The sequence below is a fragment of the Derxia lacustris genome (genome assembly GCF_002105195.1).
GTDB lineage: Bacteria > Pseudomonadota > Gammaproteobacteria > Burkholderiales > Burkholderiaceae_E > Derxia > Derxia lacustris.
Window position 1 is genome coordinate 211017 of the sequence record NZ_MUHU01000008.1, and the last position, 15856, is coordinate 226872.

At 70.4% G+C, this 15856-nt stretch carries 15 protein-coding genes and 1 riboswitch; of the genes, 8 read left to right on the forward strand and 7 right to left on the reverse strand.

What is annotated here, in order from left to right; all coding sequences use genetic code 11:
- The first annotated feature begins 8 nt into the window (after nucleotides 1-8).
- Complete coding sequence (gene ureC, locus B9P64_RS07735) at nucleotides 9-1715, forward strand: urease subunit alpha (RefSeq protein WP_085315660.1); 1707 nt, start codon at nucleotides 9-11, stop codon at nucleotides 1713-1715.
- Nucleotides 1716-1799: 84 nt separating this feature from the next.
- Here the strand turns inward: ureC and B9P64_RS07740 are convergent, their stop codons facing one another.
- Nucleotides 1800-2333 carry an NYN domain-containing protein gene (locus B9P64_RS07740; protein WP_176256766.1) on the reverse strand — a complete coding sequence of 178 codons (534 nt, stop codon included), beginning with the start codon at nucleotides 2331-2333 and terminating at the stop codon, nucleotides 1800-1802.
- A gap of 154 nt (nucleotides 2334-2487) precedes the next feature.
- Between B9P64_RS07740 and B9P64_RS07745 the strand changes: the two genes are divergently transcribed.
- Together B9P64_RS07745 and B9P64_RS07750 are read left to right on the forward strand one after the other, a co-directional pair.
- Entirely contained in the window at nucleotides 2488-2748 is a 261-nt protein-coding gene (locus B9P64_RS07745) for an antitoxin (protein ID WP_085315662.1), read from the forward strand.
- A complete protein-coding gene (locus tag B9P64_RS07750; protein ID WP_085315663.1) occupies nucleotides 2745-3161 on the forward strand; it encodes a type II toxin-antitoxin system VapC family toxin in 417 nt (138 codons plus the stop codon). The genes B9P64_RS07745 and B9P64_RS07750 overlap by 4 nt, the downstream gene beginning before the upstream one ends.
- A 165-nt stretch (nucleotides 3162-3326) precedes the next feature.
- Here B9P64_RS07750 and B9P64_RS07755 read toward each other — a convergent pair whose 3' ends face one another.
- Entirely contained in the window at nucleotides 3327-3734 is a 408-nt protein-coding gene (locus tag B9P64_RS07755; RefSeq protein ID WP_085315664.1) for a desulfoferrodoxin family protein, read from the reverse strand.
- 288 nt (nucleotides 3735-4022) lie between these two features.
- On the opposite strand from B9P64_RS07755, the gene B9P64_RS07760 reads away from it, so the two are divergent.
- Nucleotides 4023-5537, forward strand: coding sequence for an AAA family ATPase (locus B9P64_RS07760; RefSeq protein ID WP_085315665.1), 1515 nt, complete (start codon nucleotides 4023-4025; stop codon nucleotides 5535-5537).
- 140 nt (nucleotides 5538-5677) lie between these two features.
- Entirely contained in the window at nucleotides 5678-6157 is a 480-nt protein-coding gene (gene bfr, locus B9P64_RS07765; protein WP_028311062.1) for a bacterioferritin, read from the forward strand.
- 82 nt (nucleotides 6158-6239) lie between these two features.
- Here the strand turns inward: bfr and B9P64_RS07770 are convergent, their stop codons facing one another.
- On the reverse strand, nucleotides 6240-6770 hold the full coding sequence (locus B9P64_RS07770) for a DUF3016 domain-containing protein (RefSeq protein ID WP_235839923.1): 531 nt from the start codon (nucleotides 6768-6770) through the stop codon (nucleotides 6240-6242).
- Nucleotides 6771-6954: 184 nt separating this feature from the next.
- Nucleotides 6955-7199, forward strand: a riboswitch (cobalamin riboswitch).
- A 66-nt stretch (nucleotides 7200-7265) separates the two neighbouring features.
- Here B9P64_RS07770 and B9P64_RS07775 point away from each other — a divergent pair.
- A complete protein-coding gene (locus B9P64_RS07775; protein ID WP_028311063.1) occupies nucleotides 7266-9164 on the forward strand; it encodes a TonB-dependent receptor domain-containing protein in 1899 nt (632 codons plus the stop codon).
- Between the two features lie 94 nt (nucleotides 9165-9258).
- Here the strand turns inward: B9P64_RS07775 and B9P64_RS07780 are convergent, their stop codons facing one another.
- Nucleotides 9259-9678, reverse strand: coding sequence for a hypothetical protein (locus B9P64_RS07780; protein ID WP_028311064.1), 420 nt, complete (start codon nucleotides 9676-9678; stop codon nucleotides 9259-9261).
- Nucleotides 9679-9882: 204 nt separating this feature from the next.
- On the opposite strand from B9P64_RS07780, the gene B9P64_RS07785 reads away from it, so the two are divergent.
- The gene (locus B9P64_RS07785) at nucleotides 9883-10407 is read left to right on the forward strand and encodes a DNA-deoxyinosine glycosylase (protein ID WP_034410984.1); all 525 of its coding nucleotides are present in this window, start codon (nucleotides 9883-9885) and stop codon (nucleotides 10405-10407) included.
- Between the two features lie 85 nt (nucleotides 10408-10492).
- Here B9P64_RS07785 and B9P64_RS07790 read toward each other — a convergent pair whose 3' ends face one another.
- The 3 genes from B9P64_RS07790 to B9P64_RS07800 all read right to left on the reverse strand — a co-directional run bounded on the left by B9P64_RS07790 (nucleotide 10493) and on the right by B9P64_RS07800 (nucleotide 14462).
- On the reverse strand, nucleotides 10493-12106 hold the full coding sequence (locus B9P64_RS07790; RefSeq protein ID WP_028311066.1) for a PEP/pyruvate-binding domain-containing protein: 1614 nt from the start codon (nucleotides 12104-12106) through the stop codon (nucleotides 10493-10495).
- Nucleotides 12103-14136, reverse strand: a complete 2034-nt coding sequence (locus B9P64_RS07795) for a hypothetical protein (RefSeq protein WP_028311067.1) — start codon at nucleotides 14134-14136, stop codon at nucleotides 12103-12105. The genes B9P64_RS07790 and B9P64_RS07795 overlap by 4 nt, the downstream gene beginning before the upstream one ends.
- A 113-nt stretch (nucleotides 14137-14249) precedes the next feature.
- Nucleotides 14250-14462 (reverse strand): hypothetical protein, encoded by a 213-nt coding sequence (locus B9P64_RS07800; RefSeq protein WP_028311068.1) that lies wholly within the window; start codon nucleotides 14460-14462, stop codon nucleotides 14250-14252.
- Nucleotides 14463-14724: 262 nt separating this feature from the next.
- Here B9P64_RS07800 and B9P64_RS07805 point away from each other — a divergent pair, with 262 nt between their 5' ends.
- Complete coding sequence (locus B9P64_RS07805) at nucleotides 14725-15753, forward strand: transporter (RefSeq protein WP_034410986.1); 1029 nt, start codon at nucleotides 14725-14727, stop codon at nucleotides 15751-15753.
- Nucleotides 15754-15856 lie beyond the last annotated feature (103 nt).

Genomic DNA, 15856 nt, shown 5'->3' on the forward strand with positions numbered 1-15856 from the left:
CCAGTCTCATGACCCTGCGCATCTCCCGCCAGGCCTATGCCGAAATGTTCGGCCCCACCACCGGCGACCGCGTGCGCCTGGCCGACACCGACCTCGTCATCGAGGTCGAGCGCGACCACACCATCTACGGCGAGGAAGTGAAATTCGGTGGCGGCAAGGTGATCCGCGACGGCATGGGCCAGAGCCAGCGCATGTCGGCCGACTGCGCCGACGTGGTCATCACCAATGCGCTCATCGTCGACTGGTGGGGCATCGTCAAGGCCGACATCGGCATCAAGGGCGGCCGCATCAGCGGCATCGGCAAGGCCGGCAATCCCGACATCCAGCCGGGCGTGACCATCGTGATCGGCGCCGCCACCGAGATCGTGGCCGGCGAGGGAATGATCGTGACCGCCGGCGGCATCGACACCCACATCCACTTCATCTGCCCGCAGCAGATCGACGAGGCGCTGTACTCGGGCGTGACCACCATGATCGGCGGCGGCACCGGCCCGGCCACCGGCACCTTTGCCACCACCGTCACGCCGGGCCCGTGGAACCTGGAGCGGATGCTGCAAGCCGCCGACGCCTATCCGATGAACATCGGCTTTCTGGGCAAGGGCAATGTCTCGCTCGAAGGCCCTCTGCTGGAGCAGGTGAGCGCCGGCGCCATCGGCCTGAAATTGCATGAAGACTGGGGCACCACGCCCGCCGCCATCGACGCTGCCTTAAGCGTTGCCGACCAGACCGATGTGCAGGTCGCCATCCACTCCGACACGCTCAACGAGGGCGGCTTCGTCGAGGAGACGATCAAGGCCTTCCGCAACCGCGTGATCCACACCTACCACACCGAAGGCGCGGGCGGCGGCCATGCGCCCGACATCATCAAGGTGTGCGGCGAGCTGAACGTGCTGCCCAGCTCTACCAACCCCACGCGGCCCTACACGGTCAACACGCTCGACGAGCATCTCGACATGCTCATGGTCTGCCACCACCTCGACGCCGCCATCGCCGAGGACATCGCCTTTGCCGAAAGCCGCATCCGCAAGGAAACCATCGCCGCCGAAGACATCCTTCACGACCTCGGCGCCTTCTCGATGCTCAGCTCGGACAGCCAGGCCATGGGCCGCGTCGGCGAGGTGGTGATCCGCACCTGGCAGACCGCGCACAAGATGAAGCTGCAACGCGGCACGCTGCCCGGCGACACCGCGCGCCACGACAACGCGCGCGTCAAGCGCTACATCGCCAAGTACACGATCAACCCGGCCATCACTCACGGCATCGCGCACGAGGTGGGCAGCGTGGAGGTGGGCAAGTTCGCCGACCTGGTGCTGTGGAAGCCGGCGTTCTTCGGCGTGAAGCCGTTTGTTGTGATGAAGGGCGGAATGATTGCGGCGGCCGCGATGGGCGATCCGAATGCCAGCATTCCCACGCCGCAGCCGGTGCATTTCCGGCCGCAATTCGCGGCGGCGGGTGGGGCGCTGGCTCGCACGTCGCTCACCTTTGTTTCGCAGGCCGGATTCGAGGCGGGAATTGGCGAGCGCTATGGATTGGCGAAGACGATTGTGCCGGTGCAGGGGATTCGCTCGCTGACCAAGCGGGACATGAAGCTGAACGACTATCTGCCGAAGATCACCGTGCATCCGGAGACGTATCAGGTGCATGCGGATGGGCAGCTGCTCGATTGCGAGCCGGCGGTGGTGTTGCCGATGGCGCAGAGGTATTTTTTGTTTTGAGTGTTTTGACATAAAGCCCATGAGTTGATGTACCGCGTGATAGTCAGTTCATGGGGTTTTGTTGATTTTTACTTCAAATTGGCTTTAGAAGCGTTCATGCACCCAGTTGCTTGGCCTGCCTAAATAATCCGATAAGTTGAAGAAAAGATCGCACTCTCGTCGAAGATCTTTGCTAAGTCCATCTTCCAAAAACCATAGTGCAACCTGTTTGCCCATTCGTTTAATCTCACGCACGAGAGGGACGTAGTCGTCATCCCCGGCAACTAGAACAGCTATCTCGTAGTTTCCATTGTGAGCATGACTCAGCATTTCGGTGGCAAGTGTAATGTCCACTCGCTTCGAACGACCATTTGATTTCTTCTTAAAAACTCGCGGATCAGTAATTCCTAGGTTTCTCAATTCATCTGATATCTGGTCGATTCTGCTATCGTCGGCTCGGGCGCACGTATAATAGTGGCTGCGAATAAATGAGCAATTTGCGTGGTGGTGCCAGAATTGAATTCGTGACCAGACATAGATATTTGGCTCATTGATAACATGATCGCTTTGGCTAATTTTATTACTTTCGATTAGATTTTTGAATCGTATGGCAAGATTCTCACCGTCGACAAAAATCATGGCTCGACTGTTGGTTGGAATTGAAGGAGGTAAGTAATACGGCATTTTGACTCCAATTTGCAGGTAGTGCGGTTCGTGAATTCACTTGCCACTTTTAACTTTACTTGATAATTTTGATAGGTATCTTGATATTTACCAAGCTGCTGAGGTTGCCATGCCCATCACCGCCAAACTCTTCACCACCGGCCGCAGCCAAGCCGTCCGTCTCCCGATGGAATTCCGCTTCGAAGGCACGGAGGTCTACATCCGCCGCGATCCGGTGACCGGCGACGTAATCCTGTCGCGTCGCCCGCAGTCGTGGGACGGCCTATTCGCGCTCGACACCACCACCGAAGTGCCGAGCGACTTCCTGACCGAAGCCGACCGCAATCAGGGCAGCCACGACCGCGATCCTTTCGAAGGCTGGCAGGAGTGACGCGCTATCTGCTCGACACGAACATCGTCAGTCATGTAATTCGTGGCGATATCGTCCGGGTGCGCGAACGGTTGGCGGCTGTGCCAATGAGCGAAATCGGCATTTCAGTGGTGACCGAAGCTGAGTTGCGCTACGGCCTTGCCAAACGTGGCAATCCGGCAGGGCTGACGCAGCGCGTACACGAATTCCTGATCCGCGTGGACGTGCTGCCGTGGGACTCCGACGCTGCAATCAGCTATAGCCGTCTACGCACGGATTGCGAATCGGCTGGCATCACACTCGCTTCGCTCGATCTGATGATTGCGGCGCATGCCAAGGCGGTTGGCGCAACGCTGGTCAGTCATGATCGTGTCTTCCAGCGTGTACCTGTTGGCTTAACGGTCGAGGATTGGACCACCGTCGCAACAGATTGACCGGTGAACTCGGAGCATGTGAATCGCGAAAGCGCATGCCCAGGTTATGAGGTGATGACAACCTCCTCACCCACCTGCACTCGTTTGACGAGCCGCGACAGCCGCTTTGCCGCGTCAGAAACGCCCACTCGCATCACGGCTCCCGCGCTCGTCATTGCAATTCCCTCAAACCGTCGCTTCCGCCAGCCAAAGATCGTGCAGATTGCAGAAGCTGGTCGCGTAAATCTTTCCCTTGTATCCCGCCGGCAGGTCGTATTCCGACGCCGGTTCAACATCGCCGGTAAACGTCTTGGCGCCGAGCAGGCTGCCGTCGGCCAGCAGCAGGGTGTGGCGCACGATGAAATGCTCGGCCGAATGACCGTGGCGCGTCACGACCTTGACCTTGCTGCCCGCCACTTCGATGCGCGGCAGGTGGGTGGCGCGGCGGCCGGCGAAGTCGCCCGGGTTTTCGTCGGTGAGCACCAGGTTCTTGGGCGGCAGCGGGCTGCCGTCGGCGGCCTGGGCGCCGTGGCTGACCAGGGCGGTGGCGATGCCGGCGGCGGCCGAATTGACGAAAAAGTTTCTGCGATCCATGGATGAAATCTCCGGTGAGTTTGCTCGGGCATTCACTTTATGCGAGCCCAATTCGCCGGGCAATTGAATTGCCGTGACAGTACGGACCGAATCGCAGAATCGATTCGCGCCTGTCGTTGTTGCAATGGCGAATTGCCAGCAATTGCGCCATTGGCTGCTGCAATTGCGTCCGGCAATTGGCCGGAATCCAGCATTCAACGGTTTGCGGGCGCTTGCATGCCTTGCTCGATGCGCTCGGCGGCGCCCGATCGCCTATCGTCCGGGCTGTCGCTTTCACCGGGTTCCGCCATGCCTCTGCCCACGCTCCGTCAGGCGCTCACCTCGCGCTTTCCGCTTCTGTGCATCGAAACCCATGAGGAGCCGCGCGCCCGCGCCCTCATCCGCCAGCTCGCCGATGAACTCGGCGACGCCTGCTTCGAATGGAGCGTGGCCGACGGCCTGAGCCACAGCAATTTCCGCTGGAGCAGCGGCGGCGGCGGCGGTGGCGGCATGGCGCCGTCGAGCGCGCGGCGCGAATTCCCCGACACCGAAGACTTCGAGGCGGCGCTGCGCTTCATCGACAAGGAAGGCCCGCGCGGCATCTATCTGCTGTTCGACGTCCATCCCTTTCTCGGCGAGGCGGCGGTGCAGCGGCTGCTGCGCGAGATTGCCTTCGACCATCCGGCGCGCAAATGCAGCCTGGTCATCGTCGGTCCGCGCATCGATCTGCCGCCCGAGATCGCGCGCCATGCGCTGTTCGAGCGCCTGCCGCTGCCCGATCTGGCCCGGGTGCGCGACATCTTTCGCGAGGAGCTGGCGGCCTATGCCGAGGAGTCGGGCGCCAAGGTGGCCGGCGAGCGCGCGACCGCCGACCGCCTGGTGCAGCAGCTGCTGGGCCTGTGCGAGGAGGACGCGCGCCGGCTGCTGCGGCTGAGCATCCGCGACGACGGCGCCATCACCGATGCCGATCTGCACCGCGTCATGCGCATCAAGCGCGAGATGCTGGCCGACTCGGCGCTCGACGTGGAATTCCCCGAGGCGGCGCGGCTGGCGGTCGCTGGCATGGCCAATCTCAAGCGTTGGCTGGCGCTGCGCGAAAGCGCGTTTCGCGGCGCCGCGCCCAATCTGCCCACGCCGCGCGGCGTGCTGCTGCTGGGCGTGCAGGGCGGCGGCAAGAGCCTGGCGGCGCGCGCCATCGCCGCCGACTGGAAGCTGCCGCTCGCGCGGCTCGACATCGGCGCCTTGCAGGACAAGTTCCACGGCGAGACCGAGCGCCGGCTGCGCGCCGCGCTGGCCGCCGCCGAGGCGATGGCGCCCTGCGTGCTGTGGATCGACGAGATCGAGAAGGCGATGGCGCAAGGCAATGCCGACGCCGACGGCGGCGTGGGCCGGCGCGTGCTGGGCAGCCTGCTCACGTGGATGGCCGAGCGCGACAAGCCGGTGTTCATCGCCGCGACCGCCAACGACATCCGCGCGCTGCCGCCCGAGCTGCTGCGCAAGGGCCGCTTCGATGAAATCTTCTTCGTCGATCTGCCGGACGCGGCGACGCGGGCCGAGATGTTCGCGATCCACCTTGCGCGGCGCGGGCTGGAGGCGGCGGGCTTCGATCTGCCGGCGCTGGCGGCGGCTTGCGATGGCTTCTCGGGCGCGGAGATCGAGCAGGCCGTCATCAGCGCCTGCTTCGAGGCTCAGGGCGCGCAGGCGCCGGTCGGCGATGCGCTGGTGCTTGCCGAGCTGCGCCGCACCCGGCCGATCTCGGTGACGATGGCCGAGGCGGTAGCGGCGCTGCGGGCCTGGGCGCGGGATCGGGCGGTGCCGGCCTGACCGGCGCCATCCGTGCCAGCGGCGCGACCGTATGGCGGGCGCGCCTGATCCAGATCAAACCCAGCCGGCCGGAGGGGGGACGCGTGCAGGGGCGGCAACCATCATCGGGCGGTCAATTTCCCCTGCCAGGAATGTCCACCATGCAAGGCCACCCAGCCGTCATCGATGCCCTGAACGCGCTGCTCGTCGACGAACTCGCGGCGCGCGACCAGTACTTCATCCACTCGCGCATGCTTTATGACTGGGGCCTGGACGTGGCCGCCGACCGCATCTCGCACGAGATGGAAGATGAGACCGGCCATGCCGACGCGCTGATCCGCCGCATCCTGATGCTCGGCGGCATGCCCGACATGCGGCCCAGCGCGCTCAACATCGGCAGCGACCTGCCGAGCCTGTTCGCCAACGATCTCGCGGTCGAGATCTCGGTGACGCAGAACGTGCGCGCCGCGATCGCCGTGTGCGAGCGGCATTCGGACTTCGTGAGCCGCGAGGTGCTGATTCCGATGCTGGTCGATACCGAGGTCGACCACGCCTACTGGCTGTCGAAGCAGCTCGGCCTCATCGAGCTGGTCGGCCTGCCCAACTATCTGCAAAGCCAGATGCATCCGGTCGCGGCCTGACGGTCGCGGCGGCGGCCGGCGCGCGGGCGCCGGGCTCACGGTTCTCGTGCCATCGCGCCGACCGGCGCGCGGGCGCGTGCCGTCAGGGGCAGAAGCGCCGGCGCAGCCAGCCGCTCAGCAGCGCGCGGTCGTAGCGCAGCGGCGCGCCGTCGGCCCGCACGGCGGCGCCACGCAGATAGTTCATGTCGGACACGCTTTCGCTGCGCGCCGCGAGCGTCGTGCCGTCGGCATCGGCGAGGCGCCAGTCGAGGTCGATGCGCGGCCAGGTGATGTCGCGCATCACGCGGAAATCGGTCGCGGCCAGCAGCGGCGGCGTCTCGCCGGCGAGATCGATGTCGGTGATGCGCACCGTGAGGCTGCTGCCGGCGGGCAGGCAGCCGCGCGCCTGCTCGACGAGATGGGCGCGCAGCAGGTCGAGCACGCTGTCGTCGGCGCCGCGCCCGCCGCGCAGGCGCGCATCGACGAAGCGCTCGGGCTCGACGAACTCGACCGTCACGCGCGGGGCATCGGCCGCGTCGCGCGCGACCGGCTGGCCAGACTGGGCGCAGCCGGCGAGGGCACCGAGCAGCATCGCGGCGACAGTCGCCCCGGCGCCGGCGAGGACGCCGTTCACGACGGGCGCCATGCACCGCGCGATCGGTGACGTGGAGGAGGACGACCAGGGCTTCATTCAGGCTCCTTGCGGGACGGCCGCGATGCTGCGGCGCAGCGGACCGGTGCCGGCCGGCGCGACGCGCGGGGGCGACGGGCGGCAGCCTCGCGCCGCGCGGCGTGCGCGGCCCGGCCGGTTTCCGTCTGTATCATCCGCGCCGCCTGGTGCTCGCCGTGCCTCTCGGTCGCGGCGGTTAAACGGGAAGCAGGAAGCGCCCGATCCACCGGATCACGCCAACCTGCGCTGCCCCCGCAACGGTAAGCGGACGGGGTCCACGACCCCAGCCGGCGCGCTTCGCCACTGGTCAACCTGCCTTTCGGGCGGTACGGCCGGGAAGGCGGCGCCGGCGGTTCCGCCAGCCCGGATACCGGCCAGCAGGTGACCGCGTTCGCGCGCGGTCTTGTCGTCCGGGCTCGCGGGGAGGCGGGTTCCGGCAGTCATCCCGACTTGCCTTTCATGCATTCCAATTCCTCCGCCGGGCGTCTGTGCCCGGTCGCGGCGGCGCTTGCGCTGCTGTCCTTCCACGCACCGGCCGCGCTGGCCGCTTCCGATGATTCGGCCGCACTGCCCCAGGTGGTGGTGACGGCTACCCGCCAGCCGGCGCGCGCCGACGAGCTGATCGCCGACGTGACCGTCATCGACCGCGCCGAACTCGAACGCGCCGAGGGCCGCAGCCTCGCCGACGTGATCTCGCGCCGCGCCGGCGTGCAGGCCGCCACCACGGGCGGCTACGGCAGCCTGAGCAGCCTCTATCTGCGCGGCATGGACGGCCGCCACACGCTGCTGCTGATTGACGGTGTGCGCTACGGCTCGGTGTCGGCCGGCCAGCCGATCTTCGAGAACCTGCCGCTGTCGGCCATCGAGCGCATCGAGATCGTGCGCGGCCCGGCCAGCGGCCTGTACGGCAGCGATGCCGTCGGCGGCGTGATCCAGATCTTCACGCGCGCGGGCAGCCGGCAGGCGACCGACGCGGCGGGCGCCGCCGGCTTCGCGCCGAACGCGGCCGTCACCGCCGGCAGCGCGGGCTTCCGCAGCGCGAATGCCGGGTTCGCGGGCGTGGCCGGCGACGACGGCGCCTTCGACTGGTCGGCTGGCGTGCAGGGCACGCGGCGGCGCGGGCAGTCGGGCAGCAATCCGCGCGCGCCCTTCGACAACTGGCATCCCGACAACGACGGCATGAGCCAGACCTCGGGCAATGCCGGCTTCGGCTGGCGCATCTCGCCCGACTGGCGGCTGCGCGCGAGCGCCATCGGCACGCGCGGCGTAAGCGATTTCGATGACGGCATCGACCCCGCCGCGCCCGACGCCTCGGCCAAGAGCCATCAGCGCGGCCAGGTGATCGCCGCCTCGCTCGACGGCAGCATCACGCCGGTCTGGCGCATGACCGTGCGCGCCGGCAGCAGCACCGACGTGTCCGACACCTACACCGCGGCCCAGTCGTGGAGCCTCGGCAACTTCCGCACGCGGCAGGACCAGGCGGCGATCGACAACCGCTTCGACACGCCGGTCGGCACGCTGCTCGCGGCGGTCGAGCACACCCGTCAGAGCGCGCACAAGGACGGCGCCGACTTCGTCGAGACCTCGCGCGACATCGACGCCTTCGTCACCGGCCTCGACGGCCGCGCCGGCGCGCACGTGTGGCAGCTCAGCGCCCGCCACGACCGCAACAGCCAGTACGGCACGCAGAACAACGGCACCGCAGGCTACGGCTACGAATTCCTGCCGCGCTGGCGGCTGGGCGCCTCGGTGGGCACGAGCTTCGCGGCGCCGAGCTTCAACCAGCTCTACTGGCCGGTGTTCGGCAACCCGAACCTGCTGCCGGAAGAAGGCCGCCACCGCGAATTCAGCCTGCGCTACGCGGGCGCCGGGCATGACCTGCGCGTCGCCTGGTTCGGCAACCGGGTGCGCAACTTCATCACCTCGGGCCGCACGCCCACCAACGTGCCGCATGCGCTCGTGACCGGCTGGACCGCGAGCTGGACCGCCCATCTCGCCAACGACCTCGATCTTGGCGCCACGCTCGACCTGATCGACCCGCGCAACGAGACCACCGACGCCTGGCTGCCGCGTCGCGCCAAGCGCAGCGCCGGCATCAACGCCGACCAGCGCATCGGCAACTGGAGCGTCGGCGCGAGCCTGAAGGCGGTGGACGAGCGCCGCGACACCGACGGCGGCGGCGAGGTGAAGCTCGGCGGCTACACCCGCCTCGACCTGCGCGCGAGCACCCAGCTCTGTCGCGACTGGGCGCTGGATGCGCGCATCGACAACGCCGGCGGCAAGCGCTACGAGACGGCCTACGGCTACAACACCCCGCAGCGCGAGGTGTTCGTGACGCTGCGCTATGCGATGCGCTGAGCCGGCGTGGCGGTCGCGCGGCGGCGCTTCGTCGCCCCGCGAACCCGCCGTGCCCGGCGCGTCGTCGTGCGCCGGGCCGGGCGCGGCGCGTGCATCAAAGCTCGTCGAGCGAATTGCGCGCGCGCGTCACCAGCTTGGCGGCCTCGAACAGCGTGCCCTTGTCGGCATCGATGACGAGCGCGTCGAAGTCCTTGGCCAGCGCGGCGATGACGATGTAGGCCGCCGCGACCTCGCGCGGATCGCCGCCCCACTTGATGGCGATGGCCACGTCGCGCGCGCCCAGCACGGGCCCAAGCGCCTCGCTCTTGCCGGCATGCTCGGCGGCGCTGGCGAAGCGCATGTCGAAGCCGGCGTCCTCGCCGTCGAGGGTGCAGGGCAGGTAGCCGGCGATCTCGAAGGGCTTGTAGTCGTGCTCGACCACGAGCTTGAACTTGAGGCCGGCGATGGCGGCGTTGAGGGCGGTGAGGGCGGGCACCTTGGCTCGCTCGATGAAGGCGATGTTGTTGCGGGGCATGTTGTTCTCCGGAGGTTGGCGCCCGCCGCGCCGGCGGGCCGCTGCGGAGGATAGCCCCGCGCGGCGTGGGGGAATGCGGTCGGCCAGCCGCTGTCGTGTCGCCCATGTGGCGCATGTGGCGGCGCCGGCGCGGCGGCCATGGTCCCGCCAGTCGGCCGCGTCAGCGCGGACAGCGCGCAACCCGGCACGGCAGAATCGCCGGTCATGAAGCCCGTCTCCGCATCGTCTTCCGCCACCCGCCTGACCGGCCTCGCGCCCGTGGTCGGGCCGACGTCGCGGGTGCTCATCCTCGGCAGCTTTCCGGGCGCGGCGTCGCTTGCGGCGGGGCAGTACTACGCCCATCGGCAGAACCGCTTCTGGCCGATCGTGGGCGAGGTGATCGGCCGCGACCTGGTGGCGATGGCCTATGCCGACCGGCTCGCCGCGCTGCTCGACGCCGGCCTCGCGCTCTGGGACGTGTACGCCGCCTGCGAGCGCGAGGGCAGCCTCGACAGCGCCATCCGCCTCGCCGAGCCCAACGATTTCGCGGCCCTGCGCGCGCGGGCGCCCCGGCTCGCGCGCATCTGCCACAACGGCCGCACGAGCGGGAAATTCGCCGAGCACTGGCGCGCGCTCGGCTTCGACGTGCGGGTGCTGCCGTCGACCAGCCCGGCCAATGCGTCGATTCCGCACGCGGTCAAGCTCGCGGCCTGGCGCGACGCGCTGGATTTATCGACGCTGGCGGGCTGAATCGGCGGGCGCGTGCCGGGCGGGCGGTCGGCCGTCAGTCAGGCTGCCAGGCAGCCGGGCCAGACCGGCGATTCAGGCCGGCGATTCAGGCCAACGGGCGGGAGTCGGCGCACTCGCCCGCGCGCAAGGCGGCCAGCCGGGCGAGCAGGCCGGCGTCGGCTTCGGCGCGCGTGGCCAGCGCGCCCGCGTACACCGCGCCGGAATTGCCGTCGAGGGTGATGTCGTCGCCTTCGGCCAGCGTGCGATCGCCGAGGCGCAGGCGGCGCCGGGCCGGGTCGATTTCCAGCCCGTCGCAGCCCACGAGGCAGACCTTGCCGAGCTGGCGCGCGACCACCGCCGCGTGCGAGGTGCGCGCGCCGCGCGCGGTGAGCAGGCCGGCGGCGGTTTCGAGCGCGGCGATGTCGTCGGTCTCGGCGTCGTGGCGCACCAGCACCACGGCACGGCCGGTGGCGGCGAGGCGGCGCGCAGCCTCGGCGTCGAGCGTGATCGCGCCCACCGCCACGCCACTGCTCGCGCTCGGCGCCCGTGCGTCGGGCGTGGCGGCGGAGCCGTCGGCCTGGGCGAGGCATTCGACCGCGAGCGTGCGCGCGTCCAGCCCGGCCACGCGGCGGCGCGCCTCGGCGGCGTCGATCACGCCGGCCGCGTGCAGGTCGAGCGCGATGCGTGCCGCCGCCACCGGCGTGCGCTTGCCGGCACGGGTCTGCAACCACCACAGCCGGCCGTCCTCGACGGTGAACTCGATGTCCTGCATGTCGCCCAGCCCGCGTTCGAGCCGGTCGGCGCCGTCTTCAAGTTCGCGCCAGACCGCCGGAATGCCGGCGGCGAGTGCGTCATGACCGTGGGCGCTGCGCCGGCCCGACACCACGTCCTCGCCCTGGGCGTTGAACAGGAAATCGACCCACAGGCCGGGCGCGCCTCGGGTCGGGTCGCGCGTGAAGCCGACGCCCGCGCCCGAGGCGCCGCCGGCATTGCCGAACACCATGGCCTGCACGATCACCGCCGTGCCCATCGCGTCGTCGATGCCGCGCGCGCGGCGGTACCCGACGGCGCGCGGCGAACGCCAGCTCGCGTACACGGCGGCGATGGCGGCTTCGAGCTGGTCGAGCGGCGCGGCGGGCAGCGGGGCGCCGGCGGCGCGCGCCAGCGCGAGGTTGCGCAGCGCCAGCGCGCGCATGCCGGCCCAGTCGAGCCGGCGTTCGTCGCCGTCGGGGGCGAGTTCGCGCACGGCGGCCTCGAACGGCGCCGGATCGCATCCGCCGACGACCTCGGCATGGCTGGCGACGAGGCGGCGCAGGCTGTCCCACGCGAGCCGGGGATTGCCGGTGAGCCGCAGCAGGCCGGGCAGGGTGGCGTCGCACAGGCCGATGTCGAGCAGCGTGTCCATCATCCCGGGCATCGACACAGGCGCGCCCGAGCGCACCGACACCAGCAGCGGCCGGGCCGGATCGCCGAAGCGGCGGCCGGTGGCGGCTTCGAGTTCGGCCAGCGCGCCGGGCAGGGCGGCGCGCAGTGGCTCGGGCAGGCGCGGGCCGGCGGCGGCCTCGGCGCAATGGCGCGTGCCGAGCACGAAGGCGGGCGGAATGCGCAGCCCGAGCGCGGCCATGCGCGCGAGGTTCCATGCCTTGAAGCCGATGGCTTGCGGGCCGGGCAGCTCGGCGCCGTCGCGCGCCGTGCCGAGGAAGTGCAGGTCGGGCGTCATGCGGAGGCTCCCGGGGCGGCGCCGGCGTCGGCGAGGACGAGGTCGCGCAGTTCGTGGCTGGCGGCGAGCAGGTGGTCGGTGGCGTCTTCGAGATGGCCGGCCAGCTCGACCGCGAGCTGATGGGCGACGGGCGAGCAGGGGCCGGCCAGCAGCGCGCGGCGGACGTCGCGCCAGAGTTCGTCGCAGCGGCGCTCGGCGGCGGCGATGCGCCAGCTGATGTCGAGCAGGGCGTCGGTGTCGTCGGCGCGGCCGGTGGCGGGCAGCTGGCGCGCGATCTCGATGGCGCGGATCCAGTCGCGCACGGCGCCGACGGTGGCTTCGGCCAGCGCGTGCAGCGGGCCGCGCGCCGCGTCGGGCAGGGCGGTGGCGCTCGGCGTCGGTACGCCTGGGCTGGCCTCGCCGGGCGTCGCGGTGCCGAGCACGAGAGCGCCGGGCGGGAGAGCGTCGGGCCGTCCGCCGGCGGACGCGCCGGCGGCCAGGCCGTGGATGAAGGCGGCGGCTTCGAGCGAATCGGCCACGTCGTCGGCCCGGCCGAGGATGTGCGCGACGCGGGCGCGGCGCGGCTGGCGTTCGGCGCCGACGCGGGCGGCCAGCACGCATTCGTCGGCGGCGCGTTCCCAGCGCCGGGCGCGGCGCGCCAGCTCGGCGGCGTCGGCGCCGTGGCCGAGGCAGTCGCCGAGGCCGCGCGCCAGTTCGTGGCACCAGGCGGCGTGGTCGGCCAGCAGCTCCCAGCCGGCGGTGCGGCGCGCCACCAGCCGGGCCAGCAGCACGCGGCTCTCGTCCTCCACCAGCGACACGGGGCGGCCAGCCAGCAGCGCGCGCGCCGCCAGCCCCAGTACCTGGACGAGAAAGTCGCCGGCCGCCTCGGCGCCGAGCACGCCGTCGAGCGTGTCGCCGAGGCGGAACACGCCGCCGTCGATGGCCTGCATGGCCGCGAACACGAGCCGGTCGCCGCCGGCGCGCAGAAAGGCCATGTGGCCGTGGCCGGCCCGGGCGGCGCGGTCGAGCACGGTGACGGCGAGCGGCTTGTCCACCAGCCGGCCCAGCTGCTTGCGGGCGCGGTTCCAGTCGATGAGGAAGACGAGTTCGGCGCCGATGGCGTCGAGCGCGCGGTCGAGCGCGACCGGGCCGTCGGCCTCGAACACGGCGGTGCCGACCACATGGCTGTGGCCTGCGTTGAGGCCGGGCGTGACCGTGCTGCGGGCGGCGGTCCAGCGTCCGCCGGCCGCTTCGAGACGACGGCGGAAGAACTCGAAGCGCGGCGCGTGCAGGTCGGAGTAGGTGAGGCTGACGCGCGCCGGCTCGACGTGGATGACGATGACGTGGGCGTCGTTGGTGCCGATGTCGTTCTGGATCAGCAGGCGGTTGCCGTCGCGGGTGGCGGCGGTATCGAGGCCGGGATGGTCGAACTTGAGCGCGGCGGTGCGGTGCAGGCCGCGCATGAAGGCGCGCACGCGCTCGCGGTCGTCGTCGCCGCCGAGGCGCCAGCCGTGGGCGCCGTCGATGTCCTCGGTGGCGAGGCCGGCGGCGAGCCGGTTGATGGCCTTGTGCATGTCCATCACGAACAGATGGGCGCTGTCGCCGGCGTCGCGGTCGCCGTGCGTGACGGCGGCGATGGCGGCCGGCGCGATGGCGCCGTCGGCCCAGTCGCCGAGGCCGGCGCAAAGGCGGTCGAGCCGCGCCTGCCAGCCGGCGTCGGCGGCGGTGTCGAGCAGCGGGCGCGCCATAAGGCGCAGGTCGGCCGCGATGGCGTCGCGCAGCCGCGCGAGTCCGGGCACGAGCAGCTGGTCGCCGTCGAGGCGGGCTTCGGTGACGAGGGCTTCGGGCCAGGGCTGGGCGATGCCCGTCAGCGCGCGTTCGCGGCTGAAGTCGGCGTTCGCCGGCGTCTGCCCGGTGGCCTGCGCCAGCGCTGCCTGCAGCACGGTGAACCAGAACTTGAGGCGGTCATTGGCCGCCAGCGCGGCGTTGATGCGGCCGGGCAGCAGCAGCCCGGCGGGGCCGAGGCTGGCAACCGCGTCTTCCTTGAGCATGGGCGTCGTCCTGTGAGACCGACCGCGCCCGGGGCGCGATCACGCCGCCAGCCTGACCGACGCGAATGACAGCCGCGCGACGCCGCCGTGCCGTCGCGCGAGCGTCGGCCGCCTCAGTTGGCGAGGCGCGTCGCCTCGACCTCGCCGTTCACGTTCATCGCCAGGAAGGTCAGGCCGTCGGCCAGCCGCAGCGCGGCCCAGGCGTGGTTGGCGACGCCTTCGCGGGCGAGGCGCTTGGCCTCGGCGATGGCCTGGTCTTCGGAGGCAAGCTCGATGCACTGGGCCGGCTGGCGCAGGTCGGTGGCGAAACGCACGGTGTAACTCATGGTCAGTCCTCGCGTTGTGTTGGCTCTGTGGCCGATGCGGGTTGTCTTTGTGTGTCGGGCGTCGCGCTGGCGCCCGTACCTGGAGGCGGGGTGGACGATGCAGTCCGCCCCCCTCGTCGGCAAGCGCGCGCCGGCTCGCGGCGGCTTTTTGTTGCACCGCGATGACGGTCGGCGAGGTGGGTACGGACTGTCATCGGCATGGCATGAAGCCGTGGCAGCTTTTGCGCCCCCTCCGCCCGGGCGCCGTCGGCGCTGCCCCCCGATGAACCTTCCGCTTCCCGCCGCCACCGCCAGCTACGGCGCCGACGACCACGGTCTCATCTGCGGCTGGCATTTCCCGCCCGGCGCCGAGGCTGTTGCGCTGCCGCACTGCACCGATGCCGCGGGCTGGCTCGCGGGCGAGGCGCCCGGCTTCCTGTGGCTGCACTTCAACCTCGCGCATGCGGGCGCCGAGCCCTGGTTGCGCGCCCATGCAGGGCTGAGCGAGGACTTCTTCGACGAATTGCACGGCGGTTCGCGCACCACGCGCATCGAGCGCGACGGCGAATGGCTGTTCGCCGTGATGAACGACGTGGTGTTCGACTTCGCCTTCGACGCCGGCGACGTGGCCACGCTCTGGCTCGCCGCCGGGCCGAGGCTGTTCGTGAGCGCGCGCCGCCATCCGCTGCGCGCCGTCGACCGACTGCGCATGGCGGTGCGGCGCGGCGAGCTGCCGGGCTCGCCGGTGGCGCTGCTCGACCATCTGCTGCGCGACCAGGCCGACGAACTCCAGGCCATCGTGCGTCAGGTGGCCGAGCGCGCCGATGCGATCGAGGACGCGCTGCTCGCCGGTCGCCACGACGGCCAGACCCGCGAGCTGCCGCGCCTGCGCCGGCTCATGGGCCGGCTGCAACGCCTGCTCGCGCCGGAGCCGAACGCGCTCATGCGCATGCTCGCGCGCCCGCCGGCCTGGGTGCCGGCCGCCGACGTGGCCGGGCTCCAAGCCGCGACCGAGGACTTCGCGCTCGTGCTGCGCGACATCGGCGGCGTGCAGGAGCGGCTCAAGCTCATGCAGGACGAGGCCGCCGCCCGCCTGGCCGAGGAGAGCAACCGCATCCTGTTCACGCTCACGCTCGTCACCGTGCTCGCGCTGCCGATCAATCTCGTGTCGGGCATGTTCGGCATGAACGTGGGCGGTATTCCGCTGGCCGAGCATCCGCACGGCTTCCGGGTGATGGCGCTGGTGATCGCGGCGCTCACGGGCGCGATCGCCTGGGGCGTCGGGCGCTGGGTGGGGCGGCGCGGCGGTTGAGGCGGGCGGGGCGGGCGGGGCGCGCGCCGGTCCGGCGATCCGGCGCCGTCCGTCGCCGGGCCGCCGCGGCGGGCACAATGCGCGCCCCGCGCCGGCAGCCCGC

What these genes read in the sequence shown, in the direction of transcription:
- B9P64_RS07795 (WP_028311067.1), bottom strand. Translation starts at nt 14,136, where the DNA reads ATGCTCAAGGAAGACGCGGTTGCCAGCCTCGGCCCCGCCGGGCTGCTG.
- ureC (WP_085315660.1), top strand. Translation starts at nt 9, where the DNA reads ATGACCCTGCGCATCTCCCGCCAGGCCTATGCCGAAATGTTCGGCCCC.
- B9P64_RS07755 (WP_085315664.1), bottom strand. Translation starts at nt 3,734, where the DNA reads ATGGATCGCAGAAACTTTTTCGTCAATTCGGCCGCCGCCGGCATCGCC.
- B9P64_RS07740 (WP_176256766.1), bottom strand. Translation starts at nt 2,333, where the DNA reads ATGATTTTTGTCGACGGTGAGAATCTTGCCATACGATTCAAAAATCTA.
- B9P64_RS07760 (WP_085315665.1), top strand. Translation starts at nt 4,023, where the DNA reads ATGCCTCTGCCCACGCTCCGTCAGGCGCTCACCTCGCGCTTTCCGCTT.
- B9P64_RS07745 (WP_085315662.1), top strand. Translation starts at nt 2,488, where the DNA reads ATGCCCATCACCGCCAAACTCTTCACCACCGGCCGCAGCCAAGCCGTC.
- B9P64_RS07805 (WP_034410986.1), top strand. Translation starts at nt 14,725, where the DNA reads ATGAACCTTCCGCTTCCCGCCGCCACCGCCAGCTACGGCGCCGACGAC.
- bfr (WP_028311062.1), top strand. Translation starts at nt 5,678, where the DNA reads ATGCAAGGCCACCCAGCCGTCATCGATGCCCTGAACGCGCTGCTCGTC.
- B9P64_RS07775 (WP_028311063.1), top strand. Translation starts at nt 7,266, where the DNA reads ATGCATTCCAATTCCTCCGCCGGGCGTCTGTGCCCGGTCGCGGCGGCG.
- B9P64_RS07800 (WP_028311068.1), bottom strand. Translation starts at nt 14,462, where the DNA reads ATGAGTTACACCGTGCGTTTCGCCACCGACCTGCGCCAGCCGGCCCAG.
- B9P64_RS07780 (WP_028311064.1), bottom strand. Translation starts at nt 9,678, where the DNA reads ATGCCCCGCAACAACATCGCCTTCATCGAGCGAGCCAAGGTGCCCGCC.
- B9P64_RS07785 (WP_034410984.1), top strand. Translation starts at nt 9,883, where the DNA reads ATGAAGCCCGTCTCCGCATCGTCTTCCGCCACCCGCCTGACCGGCCTC.
- B9P64_RS07790 (WP_028311066.1), bottom strand. Translation starts at nt 12,106, where the DNA reads ATGACGCCCGACCTGCACTTCCTCGGCACGGCGCGCGACGGCGCCGAG.